Genomic DNA, 15,716 nt, shown 5'->3' with positions numbered 1-15,716 from the left:
CCCGGGGCCGTTACCGGCCCTGAGCGGCTCAGGCCTCGTCGCCGTCGGAGGACTTGTCCTCCGGGGACTCCAGGCCGAACTGCTCGACGAGCCACTTGTCGAACTCGATCGAGGCGCGGACCCAGCTGACGGTGGAGGACACGAAGTGCTCCAGCGCGACGCCGGTGCCGATCAGCATCTGCGCCTCACCGATGAGGCGGAGGGTGGCGGAGCCGTCCTCCTCCTCGTGCAGGTGCGTGTAGACCTTGGGCCACAGGGTGCGGCGGTTCCAGTCGTCGATCGCGTCGAGAACCTTGGCGCGGTCGTCGGCGGAGTGCGGGCGGTCGTAGAACGTCCGCACCGAGAAGACACGCTGGTCCTCCTCGCCGCGGAACATGAAGTACGTCCGGAATTCCTCCCACGGCGCCGCGAGGTCACCCTCGTCGTCGACGACGTACTTCAGCTCCATCTGGTCCAGGAGCTGCTTGACCAGATCCTGGTCGGGGACGACGGGGCCCGCCGGTCCTGCGGCCTGAGGCTGGGGCTGGCCCCCGAAATTCGGAATCGAGGACGGGTCGATGCTCACCGTGAATATCCCTTCGTACGGTTGACGCCATCCTCCCCCATGCCGGGCGGTACGGCGCAAGCCCCGACTCCCGCGATCCGCTGCAGGCTGACAAGATCTGGTTCCTATGGGGGACAAAGTGAGGCCGCGTGCGCGCACCTGGATCTGGGTGACGGTGCTGGTGTCGATCTTCTGCGGAGGGCCGGTCGCCCTGCTGGCCTGGGGAGCGATGGCCTTCAGCGAGGCCGGCGAGGCCCAGCCGGTCGACTGCGCGGACGCCATGAGATGGGCACAGGCGACCTTGCCGAAGAGTGCGGTGGAGCCCCGGTGCACCACGGCCAGCTGGCTGGACACCCAGGTCACGGCCGACTTCCGGATGCCGCGCCACGAGGCGGCGCAGTGGCTAGCCGGGACCTACCCGGGCACGGAACCCGGCAAGCCCCAGTTCTGCGACCACGACCTGTGCCTGAACGTGCAGTACGACGGTGAGGCCGAGCCGGACGGCCCGGTCGCGGTCGATGTGAGGGTGACGTACGAGGGCGAGTCCGCCCTCGTACATCTGCTGGCCTTCGACACCTGACCGCGACGCTCTACTGCGCCGCGCCCACGATCAGCCCGTCCTCGAAGCGGTCCACCCGGACCGTGTCGCCGTCGCGGACCTCGCCCGCGAGGATCTCCTTGGCGAGCCGGTCACCGATGGCCGTCTGGATCAGGCGGCGCAGCGGGCGGGCGCCGTACGCCGGGTCCATGCCCTCGTCGGCCAGCCACTCCAGCGCGGCGGGCGTGACCTCCAGCGTGAGCCGGCGCTCGGCGAGCCGCTTGGCCAGCCGGTCGATCTGGAGCTGCGCGATCCGCCCCAGCTCGGTCTTGTCGAGGGCCGAGAAGACCACCAGGTCGTCGAGCCGGTTGAGGAACTCCGGCTTGAAGGAGGACCGCACGACCTCCAGGACACGCTCCTTCTTCTCCCCCTCGCCGATCAGCGGGTCGACCAGGTACTGGCTGCCCAGGTTGGAGGTGAGGATCAGGATGGTGTTGCGGAAGTCGACCGTCCGGCCCTGGCCGTCGGTGAGCCGGCCGTCGTCGAGGACCTGCAGCAGGATGTCGAAGACCTCCGGGTGGGCCTTCTCCACCTCGTCGAGCAGCACCACGCTGTACGGGCGGCGGCGCACCGCCTCCGTGAGCTGGCCGCCCTCCTCGTAGCCGACGTAGCCGGGAGGCGCGCCGACGAGCCGGGCGACGGAGTGCTTCTCGCCGTACTCCGACATGTCGATGCGGACCATGGCCCGCTCGTCGTCGAAGAGGAAGTCCGCGAGGGCCTTCGCCAGCTCGGTCTTGCCGACGCCGGTCGGGCCGAGGAAGAGGAACGAGCCGGTGGGACGGTCGGGGTCGGCGATCCCGGCGCGCGTACGGCGTACGGCGTCGGAGACGGCCCGTACGGCCTCGGTCTGGCCGATGAGCCGCCTGCCGAGCTCGTCCTCCATGCGCAGCAGCTTCTGCGTCTCGCCCTCCAGGAGGCGGCCGGCGGGGATGCCGGTCCAGGAGCCGACCACGTCCGCGATGTCGTCGGGGCCGACCTCCTCCTTGACCATGGTGTCCTTGGCGACCTCCTGCTCGGCCTCGGAGGCCTCCTCCAGCTCGCGTTCCAGCGCCGGGATCTCGCCGTAGAGCAGCTTGGAGGCGGTGTCGAAGTCGCCGTCGCGCTGGGCGCGCTCGGCGCGGCCGCGCAACTCGTCGAGCTGCTCCTTGAGCTCGCCGACGCGGTTGAGGGACTCCTTCTCCTTCTCCCAGCGGGCGGTCAGCCCCCGCAGCTCCTCCTCGCGGTCGGCGAGGTCTCGGCGGAGCTTCTCCAGGCGCTGCTTGCTGGCGTCGTCGGACTCGTTCTTGAGCGCGAGCTCCTCCATGCGCAGCCGGTCCACGGAGCGCTGGAGCTCGTCGATCTCGACGGGCGAGGAGTCGATCTCCATCCGGAGCCGGGAGGCCGCCTCGTCGACGAGGTCGATGGCCTTGTCGGGGAGGAAGCGGGAGGTGATGTACCGGTCGGAGAGGGTGGCGGCGGCCACGAGGGCGGAGTCGGCGATCTGGACCTTGTGGTGGGCCTCGTACCGGCCCTTGAGTCCGCGCAGGATCGCGATGGTGTCCTCGACGCTCGGCTCGGCGACCAGGACCTGCTGGAAGCGGCGCTCCAGGGCGGGGTCCTTCTCGATCCGCTCGCGGTACTCGTCGAGGGTCGTCGCGCCGACCATACGCAGCTCGCCGCGGGCCAGCATCGGCTTCAGCATGTTGCCGGCGTCCATGGCCGAGTCTCCGCCGGCGCCCGCCCCGACGACCGTGTGCAGCTCGTCGATGAAGGTGATGATCTGGCCGTCGCTGGCCTTGATCTCGGAGAGGACGGTCTTGAGGCGCTCCTCGAACTCGCCGCGGTACTTGGCGCCCGCGACCATCGCGCCGAGGTCGAGCGAGACCAACCGCTTGTTGCGCAGGGACTCGGGGACGTCGCCCTTCACGATCCGCTGCGCGAGCCCCTCGACGACGGCGGTCTTGCCGACGCCGGGCTCGCCGATGAGGACCGGGTTGTTCTTGGTGCGGCGGGAAAGCACCTGGACGACGCGCCGGATCTCCTGGTCCCGCCCGATGACGGGGTCCAGCTTCCCTTCGCGCGCGGCGGCCGTGAAGTCCGTACCGAACTTCTCCAGTGCCTTGTACTGACCCTCCGGGTCGGCTGTGGTCACCCGGCGTCCTCCCCTGCTCTTCTCGAACGCGTCCAGCAGCTTCTTCGCGCCGGCCCCCTGCTGGGCCAGCACCTCGCCCGCCTTTCCGCCCTTCGCCGCGATCCCGATGAGCAGGTGCTCGGTCGAGAGGTACTCGTCCCCGAGCTCCTTGGCCTGCTTGGCGGCCTCGGCGATCACGGCGAGCAGCTCACGGTCGGGCTGCGGCGGCGCGACCGTGGAGCCGGTCACGCTGGGTTCGGCGGCGAGCAGCCGCTCCGCTCCGGACCGTACAGCGGCCTGGTCGGCCTCGACGGCGGCGAGCAGGTCGGTGATGTTCTCGTTGTCCTGACCGGCCAGAAGCGCGAGCAGCAGATGCGCGGGGGTCAGGTCGGGGTGGCCCTCGGACACGGCACGGCTGCTGGCCGCGTTGATCGCGTCCCGGCTCCTGTTGGTCAGTTCGGCGTCCACGTGCGCTGTCTCCTCCTCGACGTCCGGCTACACACGGTCCATGACTCATCCAGCGTACACAAAGTTGAGTCCATTCCGCTCAAGGTGTCGCACCTACCGCCGCCACGGGTAGGTTCCGGGCATGGCGACTGACCCGAGGAACCCCGACGACGCGTATCTCAGCTTCTGGCGCGAGTACCACATGTCCACCCTGACGACCCCGCGCGCGGACGGCACGCCGCACGTGGTGGCAGTGGGGGTGACGTACGACCCCGAGGGCGGCGAGAACGGCATCGCCCGGGTCATCACCAACAAGCACAGCCACAAGGTCGCCAACGTCCTGGCGGCGGGCCCGGACGGCGCGCGCGTGGCGGTCTGCCAGGTGGACAAGGGGCGCTGGGCGACGCTGGAGGGCGTGGCCCGCATCCGTACGGAGCCGGACGTCGTCGCCGACGCGGTCGAGCGGTACGCGACGCGCTACGGCCGGACGCCGGCCCCGAACCCCGACCGGGTGGTCATCGAGATCGCGCTGACGCGGGCCATGGGCCGGGCCTGATCCGGTGGCGTGCTCGTCGGCGCGCTTACGGACCGAAGCCTTCCGGGCCGAGGGATTCCGGGCCGAAGGCAGCCCGGCTGGAACTGTCCGGGCACAGCACAGCGGCGCCATCGCGTTTCAGGTCCGCGATGGCGCCGCTGTGTGGGGGAAGCACCTGAGCGATCTACAACGACGGGGGAACCGCTCAGGCACTGCGGGGGGTGGCGGTGATGGTTTCGGGCTCGACGAGCTGGTGGTCCCGCTGGTCGAGATTGACGAAGATCATGCCGTACCGGATGGCACAGCGGACGGGCTGCGGGGCGCCACGGGGCTTCCGGAGACATCGGTAGGCGCGAATATCCTCATCGTCCCCGCGCGTGATGATGATCGGCTCACCGAAGAGGGTGACCATCAACGAATCGCCACCGTGCGGCACGGCTGTGACGAGGTCGATGAAATGCCACCCGGAGCGGTAAGCGGCCGCCATCTCACGCCGGAATCGAGGATCTTCGGGAACCGTCATGCCCGCACGGACTCCCAACCAGGGTCGGAGTCGGCCGGCGCTGCGCCCCAGCCCGGGTCGCCCGCCTTGGCGACGACCTGCTGCGGAGCGAGGCCCCAGCCCGGATCATCGGTGGCTGCCACCGCGCCGACCGCGGCAGCAGCTATGAACGCGACACCAACTACGGTGCGTATGAGCTTCTTGGCCATGACCGAGCAACCTCACTTGGTGTGTATCTCCTGCTCCCCCGCAGGCACGACGATGGCTCACTCCTCACGTTTCCACCACTGGCTCAATGCATCATGTTCCTGTATCGGAAAAGCCTGGGGGTGTACATATGCGAATAGAACCGGATAAAACGGGGCATCCTCATACGCACGCCGAGCTGTGCGAAGCGGGCACACGGGTCTATAAAGAGGCCCTGCGTACGGGACGTATCGCCCGGTCGGACATCGAGTCGACGCCCTGCCTGATGGACCTCGATCTCCTGCGGCCCGACCCTGACGACGTGCAGTGGCTCCGGCCGGTTCCCCCCTCGGCCGCTCTGGCCCGTCTCCTGCTCCCGATCGAGAAGGAGATCCAGGAGCGTAGACGTCTCAGCATCGAACTCTCCGACGCGTTCGAGCCATTCATGTCGGTCAGCGTGCAGGACCCCACCACCACGCACGCGATCACCGTCCTGGAGGGCCTCACCAGGATCAACACCTCCCTGGACCGCGTGGTGGCCGAATGCTCCTCCGAGCTGCTGACCGTGCAGCCCGGCAGCGGACGCAGCGCCCACACCTTCGGCGAGGCCCTCCGCCGCGTCAGGCCCCTGCTCGGCCGCGGCATCCGGATGCGGACGCTCTATCAGCACACCGCCCGGCACCAGCCGATCACCCTGGCCTATCTCGAACGCATCGGCCCCGAGGTCGAGGTCCGCACGCTCGAGGAGATCATCGACCGGCTCATCATCGTGGACCGCAAGGTCGCCTTCGTGCCCGCGAGCCGGGACCGCCAGGTCGCCCTGGAGCTGCGCCACACCGGGCTCGTCGAGTACCTCGTGGGCGTCTTCGAGCAGTTCTGGCTCCAGGCCATCCCCCTGGACAACCCGGTCACCTACCAGCCGCCGCTGGACGGCATCAGCGGCATCCAGCGCTCCATCGCCAAGCTGCTCGTCGAGGGCCACGTCGACGAGGCCATCGCCCGCCGGCTCGGCATGAACGTCCGGACCTGCCGGGCCCATATCGCCAAGCTCGCCTCCGCCCTCGGGAGCGGCAGCCGGGCACAGCTCGGCTACCTCATCGCCCAGTCCGGAATCCTGGAGCAGGAACACTGAACGTGTACGTACAGATCGACCTTGACGGCCCCTCGGGAACCCTGCGCGTCTCCGGGCACGACATGCCCACCGTGGAGCTCGTACGGGCCCCCGGCGACGAACCCGAGCCGCTGATCCCCATCGGCACCCGGCGCGCGGCACGGCTCACCCTCACCGTCGACGGCGCGCCCGCACGCATCCGGCCCGGCCGGGGGCGGCTCCTGCGGCGCTCGTACCGGGTCGACGCCGTGGTCTCCGGCACCCGCTACCGGCTCGTGCCCTGTTCGTACGTCGAGAGCCGGCTGCTGCGCGACGGACGCCCCCTGGGGACCCTGGAGTCCTCCGGGGACGGCCGCGTGGACGCCGAGTGGGCGTCCGGCACGGAACCCGAGCCGCTGGACCGGGCCGTCGGCACCGCCCTCGCCGCCGCCTTCGGCACCGGCGGGGCACCCTGGTGGGACACGGCGACGAACATCGTCGCCGAACTGATCCCGTAACGCCGGACGGTACGCACACCGGCCGTACGGACACCGCCCGTACAGACACCGCCCGTACAGACACCGGCCGTACGGACATACGGAGAGGCCCCCTCCGTGGAACCGGAGGGGGCCTCGCCGAAGGAGCGGGGAACCAGGGGGACTACTCGGGGCGCTTGGGGCGCCACACCACCAGCGCGCTCGCCTGCTGGACGTCGGTGTACGGCACCAGATCGCGCCGGTACGAGGCGTGCACCTGCGCCTCGCGCTGGCGCATCGCCGACGCCGCGCCCTCGACGGCCGCCGACAGCTCGGCGACACGCTGCTGGAGCGCCGCGACCTGGTTCTCCAGCTCGATGATGCGCTTGATGCCCGCCAGGTTGATGCCCTCGTCCTGCGACAACGCCTGCACCGTACGGAGCAGTTCGATGTCACGGGCCGAGTAGCGCCGGCCCCGGCCCGCCGTACGGTCGGGCGAGACCAGACCGAGGCGGTCGTACTGACGCAGCGTCTGGGGGTGCAGGCCCGACAGCTGGGCCGCGACCGAGATGACGTACACCGGCGTCTCGTCGGTCAGTTCGTACGGATTACGGCTGCGTCCCGGTCGGCTGTCCATCGGGTCAAGCTCCCTTCGCGGCCTGGAACAACTCTGCCCTGGGGTCCTCGCCCGCCGTCGCCTGACGGTACGTCTCGAGGGCCTCGCGGGCCTTGTCGTCGAGCTCCTTGGGCACCGCGACCTCCACCGTCACCAGCAGATCGCCGCGCGTGCCGTCCTTGCGGACCGCGCCCTTGCCGCGGGCGCGCATCGTCCGGCCGTTGGGGGTGCCGGCCGGAAGCTTCAGCGTCACCGCCGGGCCGCCCAGCGTCGGCACCTTGATCTCGCCGCCGAGCGCCGCCTCGTCGAACGTGACGGGCACGGTGACGGTGAGGTTGTCGTCCTTGCGGCCGAAGACCGGGTGGGCGTCGACATGCACGACGACGTACAGGTCGCCGCTCTGCCCGCCGCGCTCGCCCGGAGCGCCCTTGCCGCGCAGCCGGATCCGCTGCCCGTCGGAGACCCCGGCGGGGATGCGGACCTGCATGGTGCGGGAGGACTTGGCCCGCCCGCTGCCCTTGCAGACCTCGCAGGGGGTCTCGGCGATCAGACCGCGCCCCTTGCAGTCCACACACGGGTCGGTGAGCGAGAACGAGCCGCTGCCGCCGCGCGAGACCTGGCCGGTGCCGACACAGGTCGGGCACACGCGGGGCGTGCCGTTCTTGTCGCCGGTGCCCGAACAGGCCTTGCAGGGCGCCTGGGAGGACATCCGCAGGGGCACCGTCGCACCGTCCACGGCCTCGGTGAAACTGAGCGTCACCTCGGACTCGATGTCCTGACCGCGACGCGGCTGCGTACGCGTCCCCGCGCCGCCGCCCGCGCCCCGGTTGAACAGTCCGCCGAAGACGTCGCCGAGGCCGCCGCCGAAGCCGCCGGCCCCGCCCGCGCCACCGGGCCCCTGGGCGCCGCCGAAGAGGTCACCCAGGTCGAAGTTGAACGAGCCGCCCGCGCCCGGACCGCCGGCCCGGAAGCCGCCGTTGCCGAACAGCGCGCGGGCGTCGTCGTACTCCTTGCGCTTCTTGGGGTCGCCGAGGACGTCGTTCGCCTCGGAGATCTCCTTGAAGCGCGCCTCGGCGCTCGTGTCGCCCTTGTTGGCGTCCGGGTGGTTCTCGCGGGCGAGCTTCCGGTACGCCTTCTTGATCTCGGCGTCGGTGGCGTCCTTGGGGACGCCGAGAACCTTGTAGTAGTCCTTCTCGACGAAGTCCTTCGTGCTCATCGACGTCCCTCCTCTCGGACGATCTTCGCGTCAGCCCTCCTCGGGGCCACCGCTCTCCTCGTCTGCCGACTTCTCTTCCTTCGCGGCCGGCGTCGCCCCGGGCTGGGGCTCGGCCACCGCCACGCGCGCGGGCCGGATGGTCCGCTCGCCGATCCGGTACCCAGGCTGCAGGATCGCCACGCAGGTCGTCTCGGTGACGTCCGGTGCGTAACTGTGCATCAGGGCCTCGTGGATCGTCGGGTCGAAGGGCTCGCCCTCCTTGCCGAACTGCTGCAGCCCCATCTTGGCGGCCACCGTCTCCAGCGACTCGGCGACCGACTTGAAGCCGCCCACCAGCTCGCCGTGGTCCCGGGCCCGGCCGATGTCGTCGAGCACGGGCAGCAGCTCCGTCAGAAGGCCCGCGACCGCGATCTCCTTGACGGTGACACGGTCACGCTCCACCCGACGGCGGTAGTTCTGGTACTCGGCCTGAAGCCGCTGGAGGTCGGCGGTGCGCTCGCTGAGCGCGCTGCGGACCTGGTCCAGCTGGGCGGTCAGACCGGCCGTCTGTGCGGCGTCCCCGGCCGGGGCCGCCGAGCCCTCCTCCGCGGAGGGGGTCTCGGCGGCCTCGGCGGCGTCGTCGGCGCCGGAGGGGACGTCGGGCTTCTCCTCGAAACCCGGGGTCTCCTCCGTCATCAGGCAGCGCCGCCCTTCGGCTTCTCGTCGTCGACGATCTCGGCGTCGACGACGTCGTCGTCGGCCTTGGCCTCGCCCTGCGGGGCGTCGCCGCCGGCGGCCTGCGCGGCCTGCGCGTCGGCGTACATGGCCTGGCCGAGCTTCTGGGAGACGGCCGCGACCTTCTCGGTGGCCGTACGGATCTCCGCGGTGTCCTCGCCCTTGAGCTTCTCCTTCAGCTCGGCGACGGCGGTCTCGACCTCGGTCTTGACCTCACCGGGGACCTTGTCCTCGTTGTCCTTGAGGAACTTCTCCGTCTGGTAGACGAGCTGCTCGCCCTGGTTACGGGACTCGGCGGCCTCGCGGCGGCGGTGGTCCTCGTCCGCGTACTGCTCGGCCTCCTGGCGCATCCGGTCGACCTCGTCCTTCGGCAGCGAGGAGCCACCGGTGACGGTCATCTTCTGCTCCTTACCCGTGCCCAGGTCCTTCGCGGTCACGTGCATGATGCCGTTGGCGTCGATGTCGAAGGCGACCTCGATCTGCGGGACACCACGCGGGGCCGGCGGCAGACCGGTCAGCTCGAACATGCCGAGCTTCTTGTTGTACGCCGCGATCTCGCGCTCACCCTGGTAGACCTGGATCTGCACCGACGGCTGGTTGTCCTCGGCCGTCGTGAAGATCTCCGACCGCTTGGTCGGGATCGTGGTGTTGCGCTCGATGAGCTTGGTCATGATGCCGCCCTTGGTCTCGATACCAAGCGACAGCGGGGTCACGTCGAGGAGCAGGACGTCCTTGACCTCACCCTTCAGCACACCGGCCTGCAGGGCGGCACCGATGGCGACGACCTCGTCCGGGTTCACACCCTTGTTGGCCTCCTGGCCACCGGTCAGCTCCTTGACGAGCTCGGCGACGGCCGGCATACGGGTGGAGCCACCGACGAGAACGACGTGGTCGATCTCGGACAGGTTGATGCCCGCGTCCTTGATGACGTTGTGGAACGGCGTCTTGCAGCGCTCCAGGAGGTCGGCCGTCAGCTGCTGGAACTGAGCCCGGGTGAGCTTCTCCTCCAGGTGCAGCGGACCCTCGGCGGAGGCCGTGATGTACGGCAGGTTGATCGACGTCTCGGTGGAGGACGACAGCTCGATCTTCGCCTTCTCCGCGGCCTCGCGGAGACGCTGGAGAGCCATCTTGTCCTTGGCCAGGTCGACGCCGTGGCCGTTGGCGAACTGCTTCACCAGGTAGTCGACGACACGCTGGTCCCAGTCGTCACCACCGAGGTGGTTGTCACCGTTGGTCGCCTTCACCTCGACGACGCCGTCACCGATCTCCAGGAGGGACACGTCGAACGTGCCGCCACCGAGGTCGAAGACGAGGATCGTCTGGTCGTCCTTGTCCAGGCCGTAGGCCAGGGCGGCCGCGGTCGGCTCGTTGACGATACGCAGGACGTTGAGGCCCGCGATCTCACCGGCCTCCTTGGTGGCCTGACGCTCGGAGTCGTTGAAGTACGCCGGGACGGTGATGACCGCGTCGACGACCTTCTCACCCAGGTACGCCTCGGCGTCGCGCTTCAGCTTCTGCAGGATGAAGGCGCTCATCTGCTGCGGGTTGAAGTTCTTGCCGTCGATCTCGATCTTCCAGTCGGTGCCCATGTGGCGCTTGACCGACCGGATGGTCCTGTCGACGTTGGTGACCGCCTGGCGCTTGGCGACCTCGCCGACGAGCACCTCACCGTTCTTCGCGAAAGCGACGACGGACGGCGTGGTCCTGGCGCCCTCGGCGTTGGTGATGACGGTGGGCTCGCCGCCTTCCAGAACGCTGACGACGGAGTTAGTCGTGCCCAGGTCGATGCCGACCGCACGTGCCATTTCAATTCCTCCAGCTGACTGACTTGAGTGGATCTGACTCAAGGATGCATGACGATCCCCGACCCGTCAACAGACCTGAGCGGGGGCGACTCAACTCTTCACCCTGAGAGTCGCTCAAAGAGGCGCCGAGAGGCCCGCCAGGGCGCGTCATTCCCCGGTTCTGGGCCCTTCGTCATGAGAGAGTCCGGGATGCCCCTGCCGGGCAAACCGGGCGTATCCCACGAATATCCCATGAATGTCACTCGAAAGGGTGTGGGGAATGACGGCCAAGCGCGCACTCGACCTCTTCGGCGGACTCGCCCTGCTGGCCGCCCTCTCCCCTCTCTTCGCCGCCGTCGCCCTCCCCCTCGCACTCGCGACGGCCGGAGCAGGCGGGGTGATGCGCCGCCGGACCGTCGCGGGCCGGGGCGGACAGGCCTTCACGATGCGCACGTTCCGCACGAAGGGTCCGCTGGCCGGACTCCCCCAACTGGTCCATGTCGTACGCGGCGAGATGTCGCTCGTCGGACCCTGCCCGCTCACTCCCGGACACCGCGAATGCGTGGGCGAGTCCCGCCGGAGGCTGACCGTACGGCCGGGGATGACAGGGCTGTGGCAGATCAGCGGACGCTCGGATCTTCCCTGGGAGGAACGTGAGCTCCTCGACCTCCACTATGTGGACCATCACTGGCTCGGGATGGATCTGGCCATCCTGGCGCGTACGCTTCCAGCAGTCCGCAGGCGTCGCGGGGCGAGCGCTTCCACGACGGGGGAAACCCGGTCGGCAAGGCTTGCCTGAGCGACACAGATCACCGCAGGCGCCGCTACAGCGCGGAGCCGTGACGGGGTAATCTCAGCACGGACTGAATAAGTTACCGCTTAGTAGCGCCGGACTCCGCCACACTGGGGAGTGCAGGCGCTCCGCCTCGCAGGCCCGCCCGAGGAGCCCCTCATGCAACTCGCCGCGATCATCGTGTCGATCGCCATCACGGTGGTGGCCGTCGCGCTGTTCGGCCGCGCCATCGCGCAGATCTACCGCTTCGTGAAGCTCGGCCAGCCCGTGCCCGCGGGCACGCGCACCGGCGACCCCACACAGCGCACCATCACCCTGGTCAAGGAGTTCCTCGGCCACACCCGCATGAACCGCTGGGGTGTCGTCGGCGTGGCGCACTGGTTCGTCGCGGTGGGCTTCTTCTCGCTGCTGCTCACGATCGTCAACGCCTTCGGCCAGCTCTTCCAGGCCGACTGGCTGATCCCGATCATCGGCGACTGGCTGCCGTACGAGGTCTTCACCGAGTTCCTCGGCCTGATGACCGTCCTCGGCATCGTGACCCTCATCGTGATCCGGCAGCTGAGCCGCCCGGGCAAGGCGGGCCGCAAGTCGCGCTTCGCGGGATCCAAGACCGGCCAGGCGTACTTCGTCGAGGCGGTCATCCTGATCGTCGGCCTCTGCATCATGACGCTGCGCGCCCTGGAGGGCGTCCAGCACCACGTGACGAGCTGGGAGCCGGGCTTCTTCGCCTCGTACCCGCTGATCGCGCTCCTCGACGGCCTGGACCTGAGCACGATCCAGCACCTCACCTACTTCTTCGCGGCGCTCAAGATCGTCACGTCCTTCACCTGGATGATCACGGTCTCGCTGAACACCAACATGGGTGTCGCCTGGCACCGCTTCCTCGGCTTCCCGAACATCTGGTTCAAGCGGAACGCCGACGGCTCCACCGCGCTGGGCGCGCTCCAGCCGATGACGACCGCGGGCAAGGAGATCGACTGGGAGGACCCGGCCGAGGACGCCGTCTTCGGTGTCTCCCAGGTCGAGCAGTTCTCCTGGAAGGGCATCCTCGACTTCTCCACCTGCACCGAGTGCGGTCGCTGCCAGTCGCAGTGCCCCGCCTGGAACACGGGCAAGCCGCTCTCCCCGAAGCTCCTGATCATGTCGCTGCGCGACCACGCGCACGCCAAGGCCCCGTACCTGCTGGCCGGCGGCGGCAAGGACATGGAGGGCAACGAGCAGGCGTCCGAGGAGCAGCTGGCCGGTGTGCCCGCCGCCGCCCTCGCGGAGGCCGAGCGCCCGCTGATCGGCACCGCCGAGGAGAACGGCGTCATCGACCCGGACGTCCTGTGGTCCTGCACCACCTGCGGCGCCTGTGTCGAGCAGTGCCCGGTCGACATCGAGCACATCGACCACATCGTCGACATGCGCCGCTACCAGGTGATGATCGAGTCCGCCTTCCCCTCGGAGGCCGGCACGATGCTCAAGAACCTGGAGAAGAAGGGCAACCCCTGGGGCCTGGCGAAGAAGCAGCGCGTCGAGTGGACCAAGGAGGTCGACTTCGAGGTCCCGATCGTCGGCAAGGACGTCGAGGACCTCACCGAGGTCGACTACCTGTACTGGGTCGGCTGCGCCGGCGCCCTGGAGGACCGGGCCAAGAAGACCACCAAGGCCTTCGCCGAACTGCTGCACATGGCGGGCGTCTCGTTCGCGATCATGGGCGGCGAGGAGAAGTGCACGGGCGACTCGCCCCGCCGCCTGGGCAACGAGCCGCTGTTCCAGCAGCTCGGCCAGGAGAACGTCGCGATGCTGAACATGGCGTTCGGCGAGGACGACGAGGACGAGTCGACGAAGAAGCCGAAGTCGGCGAAGAAGATCGTCGCTACCTGCCCGCACTGCTTCAACACGATCGCGAACGAGTACCCGCAGCTGGGCGGCGAGTTCGAGGTCATCCACCACACGCAGCTGCTCCAGCACCTCATCGACGAGGGCAAGCTGATCCCGGTGACGCCGGTCGACGGTCTGATCACGTACCACGACCCGTGCTACCTGGGCCGCCACAACAAGGTCTACACGCCCCCGCGCGAGATCATGTCGGCCGTCCCGGGCCTGCGGCAGCAGGAGATGCACCGCCACAAGGAGCGCGGCTTCTGCTGTGGCGCCGGTGGCGCGCGGATGTGGATGGAGGAGCGGATCGGCAAGCGCATCAACAACGAGCGCGTCGACGAGGCCCTGTCCCTCAACCCGGACATCGTCTCCACCGCCTGCCCGTTCTGCCTGGTCATGCTCACGGACTCCGTGAACGGCAAGAAGAACGAGGGCAAGGCGAAGGAGTCCGTCCAGGTGGTGGACGTGGCGCAGCTGCTGCTCGACTCGGTGAAGACCAAGCCGGAGGACGTCCAGGCGGACGACCCGGAGCCGGTCTCGGCCGAGTAAGAGGTACGTAGGGGAGGGCCGCCCGGCGCGAGAATGCGCGGGGCGGCCCTTCTGCGTTCCGTCAGCCCTGCCGCTGTCCGCGGCGGTGATGGAGGGCGAACCCGAGCCCGGCGGCCCCGAGGGCCGCGAGACCACCGCCGCCGCCGATGAGGGTGCCTCGTGGGAGGAGCCGGAGACGTCCTCGGCACCGGCCTTCACGGCGCCCTCGGGGACGGCGCCCCGGGGGACGTCGGTCCGCGGCGCGGCGGCCTTCGGCACGACGGTGGTCGACTTCGTACCCTTCTGGACCCGGTACTTCTCGATCAGCCGCCCGCGGAAGTCGTAGACCCAGCTGTTGCCGCCCTGCTTCGGGGTGTCGACGACGACGAACGCGTCGTGCCCCTTGCCGGCGACGACGAGCTTGTAGGTCCAGCCGTGGTGGGTGGCGGTGGGGTGCCTGAGGCCGAGCGTGCCGAGGTGCCTCCCGCCGGGCACGGAGATCACGACGCGGGGCCCGTGGGACCCTTGACGAGCTTGGCGAGCTGCCCGTCGGGCGTGGTGACGGAGGCGGGCTTGGGGGTCGGCTTGGGGGCGGGCTTGGGGGCGCCCTCGGCCCAGGAGGTGACGGTGCGACATCCGTAAAGCTACGGAGCGGATGTCGAGGCAGACCGTCGGCCCTGTACCAGTGAGCCGAGGACGGAGCGCCTTCGTAAAGCCCCTAGGGGCCCCCTAGGGGATGTCACAGCTCAGTGGCAAAGGAGCGCCCACACAGCGGAAACGGGTACGTTCAAGGCGTGGCTGGATTCAGGAACGGACGCGGCCGGGACAACCGCCCCCCGCAACAACAACCGCAGCAGGCGCCGTACGGGTACACCGCGGCCCCGCCGCCCCACCCGCAGCAGCAGTGGCCCCAGCAGGCCCCGCAGGGCGGCGGTGGCGGGTACGGGGAGCCGGAGTACTTCGGGGACCCGCACGGAGCGCAGCAGCATCAGCAGCAGCACTACGCGGCGAACACGCCGGGGCACACGCAGATGTTCAGCGTGAACGACGACCCCTACGGCGACGCGGCGACGTACCACTCCGGTGCGGCCGCCGCCCCGAGCGGCCCCCGGCTGCCCTGGAAGGCCCTCCTGAGCGGCATCGTGCTGCGCCCGGCGCCGACGTTCCTGCAGATGCGGGACCACGCGGTCTGGGGCCCGGCGCTGATCGTCACGTTCCTCTACGGGCTGCTGGCGATCTTCGGCTTCGACCAGGCGCGCGAGGAGGCCATCGGCGCGACGCTGTCGACGGCGATCCCGTACGTACTGATGACGGGCGCCGGCTTCGTCGTCGGTGGTCTGATCCTGGGCGCGGTCACGCACACCCTGGCGCGTCAGCTGGGCGGCGACGGCAGCTGGCAGCCGACCGTGGGCCTGTCGATGCTGATCATGTCGATCACGGACGCGCCCCGGCTGGTCTTCGCGATGTTCCTCGGCGGCGAGAACAGCCTGGTGCAGGTTCTCGGCTGGGCCACCTGGCTGGCGGCGGGCGCGCTGTTCACGCTGATGGTGAGCCGCTCGCACGACCTGCCGTGGCCGAAGGCGCTGGGAGCGTCGGCGATCCAGCTGATCGCGCTGCTGTCGATCATCAAGCTGGGCACGCTGTAAGGAACACGCCGTAAGAGCCGTAGGAAGAGGGAAGGCCCCCACCGCGAGCGGTGGGGGCCTTCGTC

At 69.4% G+C, this 15,716-nt stretch carries 16 protein-coding genes; 8 read left to right on the top strand and 8 right to left on the bottom strand.

The window, feature by feature from the left end:
- Positions 1-28: 28 nt before the first annotated feature.
- Complete coding sequence (locus ACFY8U_RS16565; protein ID WP_352190415.1) at positions 29-565, bottom strand: YbjN domain-containing protein; 537 nt, start codon at positions 563-565, stop codon at positions 29-31.
- Positions 566-683: 118 nt separating this feature from the next.
- Between ACFY8U_RS16565 and ACFY8U_RS16560 the strand changes: the two genes are divergently transcribed.
- Positions 684-1,124: a hypothetical protein gene (locus ACFY8U_RS16560; protein ID WP_389570541.1), complete on the top strand. Its 441-nt coding sequence runs from the start codon at positions 684-686 to the stop codon at positions 1,122-1,124.
- A 10-nt stretch (positions 1,125-1,134) separates the two neighbouring features.
- On the opposite strand, the gene clpB is transcribed toward ACFY8U_RS16560, so the two are convergent.
- A complete protein-coding gene (gene clpB / locus ACFY8U_RS16555; protein WP_389570538.1) occupies positions 1,135-3,720 on the bottom strand; it encodes an ATP-dependent chaperone ClpB in 2,586 nt (861 codons plus the stop codon).
- A 121-nt stretch (positions 3,721-3,841) separates the two neighbouring features.
- Here clpB and ACFY8U_RS16550 point away from each other — a divergent pair, with 121 nt between their 5' ends.
- The gene (locus tag ACFY8U_RS16550; RefSeq protein ID WP_361604979.1) at positions 3,842-4,255 is read left to right on the top strand and encodes a pyridoxamine 5'-phosphate oxidase family protein; all 414 of its coding nucleotides are present in this window, start codon (positions 3,842-3,844) and stop codon (positions 4,253-4,255) included.
- A gap of 184 nt (positions 4,256-4,439) precedes the next feature.
- Here the strand turns inward: ACFY8U_RS16550 and ACFY8U_RS16545 are convergent, their stop codons facing one another.
- Both ACFY8U_RS16545 and ACFY8U_RS16540 read right to left on the bottom strand, forming a co-directional pair.
- Positions 4,440-4,757, bottom strand: coding sequence for a (2Fe-2S)-binding protein (locus ACFY8U_RS16545; RefSeq protein ID WP_260228280.1), 318 nt, complete (start codon positions 4,755-4,757; stop codon positions 4,440-4,442).
- The gene (locus ACFY8U_RS16540; RefSeq protein ID WP_352190420.1) at positions 4,754-4,945 is read right to left on the bottom strand and encodes a hypothetical protein; all 192 of its coding nucleotides are present in this window, start codon (positions 4,943-4,945) and stop codon (positions 4,754-4,756) included. The genes ACFY8U_RS16545 and ACFY8U_RS16540 overlap by 4 nt, the downstream gene beginning before the upstream one ends.
- A 128-nt stretch (positions 4,946-5,073) precedes the next feature.
- Here ACFY8U_RS16540 and ACFY8U_RS16535 point away from each other — a divergent pair, with 128 nt between their 5' ends.
- Together ACFY8U_RS16535 and ACFY8U_RS16530 are read left to right on the top strand one after the other, a co-directional pair.
- Positions 5,074-6,054 carry a helix-turn-helix transcriptional regulator gene (locus ACFY8U_RS16535; RefSeq protein WP_361681294.1) on the top strand — a complete coding sequence of 327 codons (981 nt, stop codon included), beginning with the start codon at positions 5,074-5,076 and terminating at the stop codon, positions 6,052-6,054.
- 2 nt (positions 6,055-6,056) lie between these two features.
- Positions 6,057-6,530 (top strand): hypothetical protein, encoded by a 474-nt coding sequence (locus ACFY8U_RS16530; protein WP_389570534.1) that lies wholly within the window; start codon positions 6,057-6,059, stop codon positions 6,528-6,530.
- A gap of 142 nt (positions 6,531-6,672) precedes the next feature.
- Here ACFY8U_RS16530 and ACFY8U_RS16525 read toward each other — a convergent pair whose 3' ends face one another.
- Genes ACFY8U_RS16525 through dnaK form a run of 4 tightly spaced genes read right to left on the bottom strand, consistent with a single transcriptional unit; the run spans position 6,673 to position 10,839 of the window.
- A complete protein-coding gene (locus ACFY8U_RS16525) occupies positions 6,673-7,125 on the bottom strand; it encodes a heat shock protein transcriptional repressor HspR (protein ID WP_361441888.1) in 453 nt (150 codons plus the stop codon).
- Positions 7,126-7,129: 4 nt separating this feature from the next.
- Positions 7,130-8,320: a molecular chaperone DnaJ gene (gene dnaJ, locus ACFY8U_RS16520; RefSeq protein ID WP_361441885.1), complete on the bottom strand. Its 1,191-nt coding sequence runs from the start codon at positions 8,318-8,320 to the stop codon at positions 7,130-7,132.
- Between the two features lie 30 nt (positions 8,321-8,350).
- Positions 8,351-8,995, bottom strand: a complete 645-nt coding sequence (gene grpE, locus ACFY8U_RS16515; protein WP_361441882.1) for a nucleotide exchange factor GrpE — start codon at positions 8,993-8,995, stop codon at positions 8,351-8,353.
- Positions 8,995-10,839: a molecular chaperone DnaK gene (gene dnaK, locus ACFY8U_RS16510; RefSeq protein ID WP_389570529.1), complete on the bottom strand. Its 1,845-nt coding sequence runs from the start codon at positions 10,837-10,839 to the stop codon at positions 8,995-8,997. The genes grpE and dnaK overlap by 1 nt, the downstream gene beginning before the upstream one ends.
- A gap of 259 nt (positions 10,840-11,098) precedes the next feature.
- Between dnaK and ACFY8U_RS16505 the strand changes: the two genes are divergently transcribed.
- The 4 genes from ACFY8U_RS16505 (at position 11,099) to ACFY8U_RS16490 (ending at position 15,651) form a co-directional block, all read left to right on the top strand.
- Complete coding sequence (locus tag ACFY8U_RS16505; protein WP_389570526.1) at positions 11,099-11,617, top strand: sugar transferase; 519 nt, start codon at positions 11,099-11,101, stop codon at positions 11,615-11,617.
- Between the two features lie 153 nt (positions 11,618-11,770).
- Positions 11,771-14,026: a (Fe-S)-binding protein gene (locus tag ACFY8U_RS16500; protein ID WP_389570523.1), complete on the top strand. Its 2,256-nt coding sequence runs from the start codon at positions 11,771-11,773 to the stop codon at positions 14,024-14,026.
- An 88-nt stretch (positions 14,027-14,114) separates the two neighbouring features.
- Positions 14,115-14,351: a hypothetical protein gene (locus tag ACFY8U_RS16495; RefSeq protein WP_389570520.1), complete on the top strand. Its 237-nt coding sequence runs from the start codon at positions 14,115-14,117 to the stop codon at positions 14,349-14,351.
- 448 nt (positions 14,352-14,799) lie between these two features.
- On the top strand, positions 14,800-15,651 hold the full coding sequence (locus tag ACFY8U_RS16490; protein ID WP_389570517.1) for a Yip1 family protein: 852 nt from the start codon (positions 14,800-14,802) through the stop codon (positions 15,649-15,651).
- The last annotated feature ends 65 nt before the right edge of the window (positions 15,652-15,716 follow it).

Source organism: Streptomyces sp. NPDC012508 (genome assembly GCF_042902595.1).
Lineage (GTDB): Bacteria > Actinomycetota > Actinomycetes > Streptomycetales > Streptomycetaceae > Streptomyces.
Note: the sequence above shows the minus strand (reverse complement) of the source record. Positions and strands in the feature narration are given on the sequence as shown.

Coding starts and splice junctions, on each gene's coding strand:
- grpE (WP_361441882.1), bottom strand. CDS start 8,995: ATGACGGAGGAGACCCCGGGTTTCGAGGAGAAGCCCGACGTCCCCTCC.
- dnaK (WP_389570529.1), bottom strand. CDS start 10,839: ATGGCACGTGCGGTCGGCATCGACCTGGGCACGACTAACTCCGTCGTC.
- ACFY8U_RS16540 (WP_352190420.1), bottom strand. CDS start 4,945: ATGGCCAAGAAGCTCATACGCACCGTAGTTGGTGTCGCGTTCATAGCT.
- ACFY8U_RS16505 (WP_389570526.1), top strand. CDS start 11,099: ATGACGGCCAAGCGCGCACTCGACCTCTTCGGCGGACTCGCCCTGCTG.
- ACFY8U_RS16550 (WP_361604979.1), top strand. CDS start 3,842: ATGGCGACTGACCCGAGGAACCCCGACGACGCGTATCTCAGCTTCTGG.
- ACFY8U_RS16525 (WP_361441888.1), bottom strand. CDS start 7,125: ATGGACAGCCGACCGGGACGCAGCCGTAATCCGTACGAACTGACCGAC.
- ACFY8U_RS16545 (WP_260228280.1), bottom strand. CDS start 4,757: ATGACGGTTCCCGAAGATCCTCGATTCCGGCGTGAGATGGCGGCCGCT.
- dnaJ (WP_361441885.1), bottom strand. CDS start 8,320: ATGAGCACGAAGGACTTCGTCGAGAAGGACTACTACAAGGTTCTCGGC.
- ACFY8U_RS16495 (WP_389570520.1), top strand. CDS start 14,115: ATGGAGGGCGAACCCGAGCCCGGCGGCCCCGAGGGCCGCGAGACCACC.
- ACFY8U_RS16535 (WP_361681294.1), top strand. CDS start 5,074: ATGCGAATAGAACCGGATAAAACGGGGCATCCTCATACGCACGCCGAG.
- ACFY8U_RS16500 (WP_389570523.1), top strand. CDS start 11,771: ATGCAACTCGCCGCGATCATCGTGTCGATCGCCATCACGGTGGTGGCC.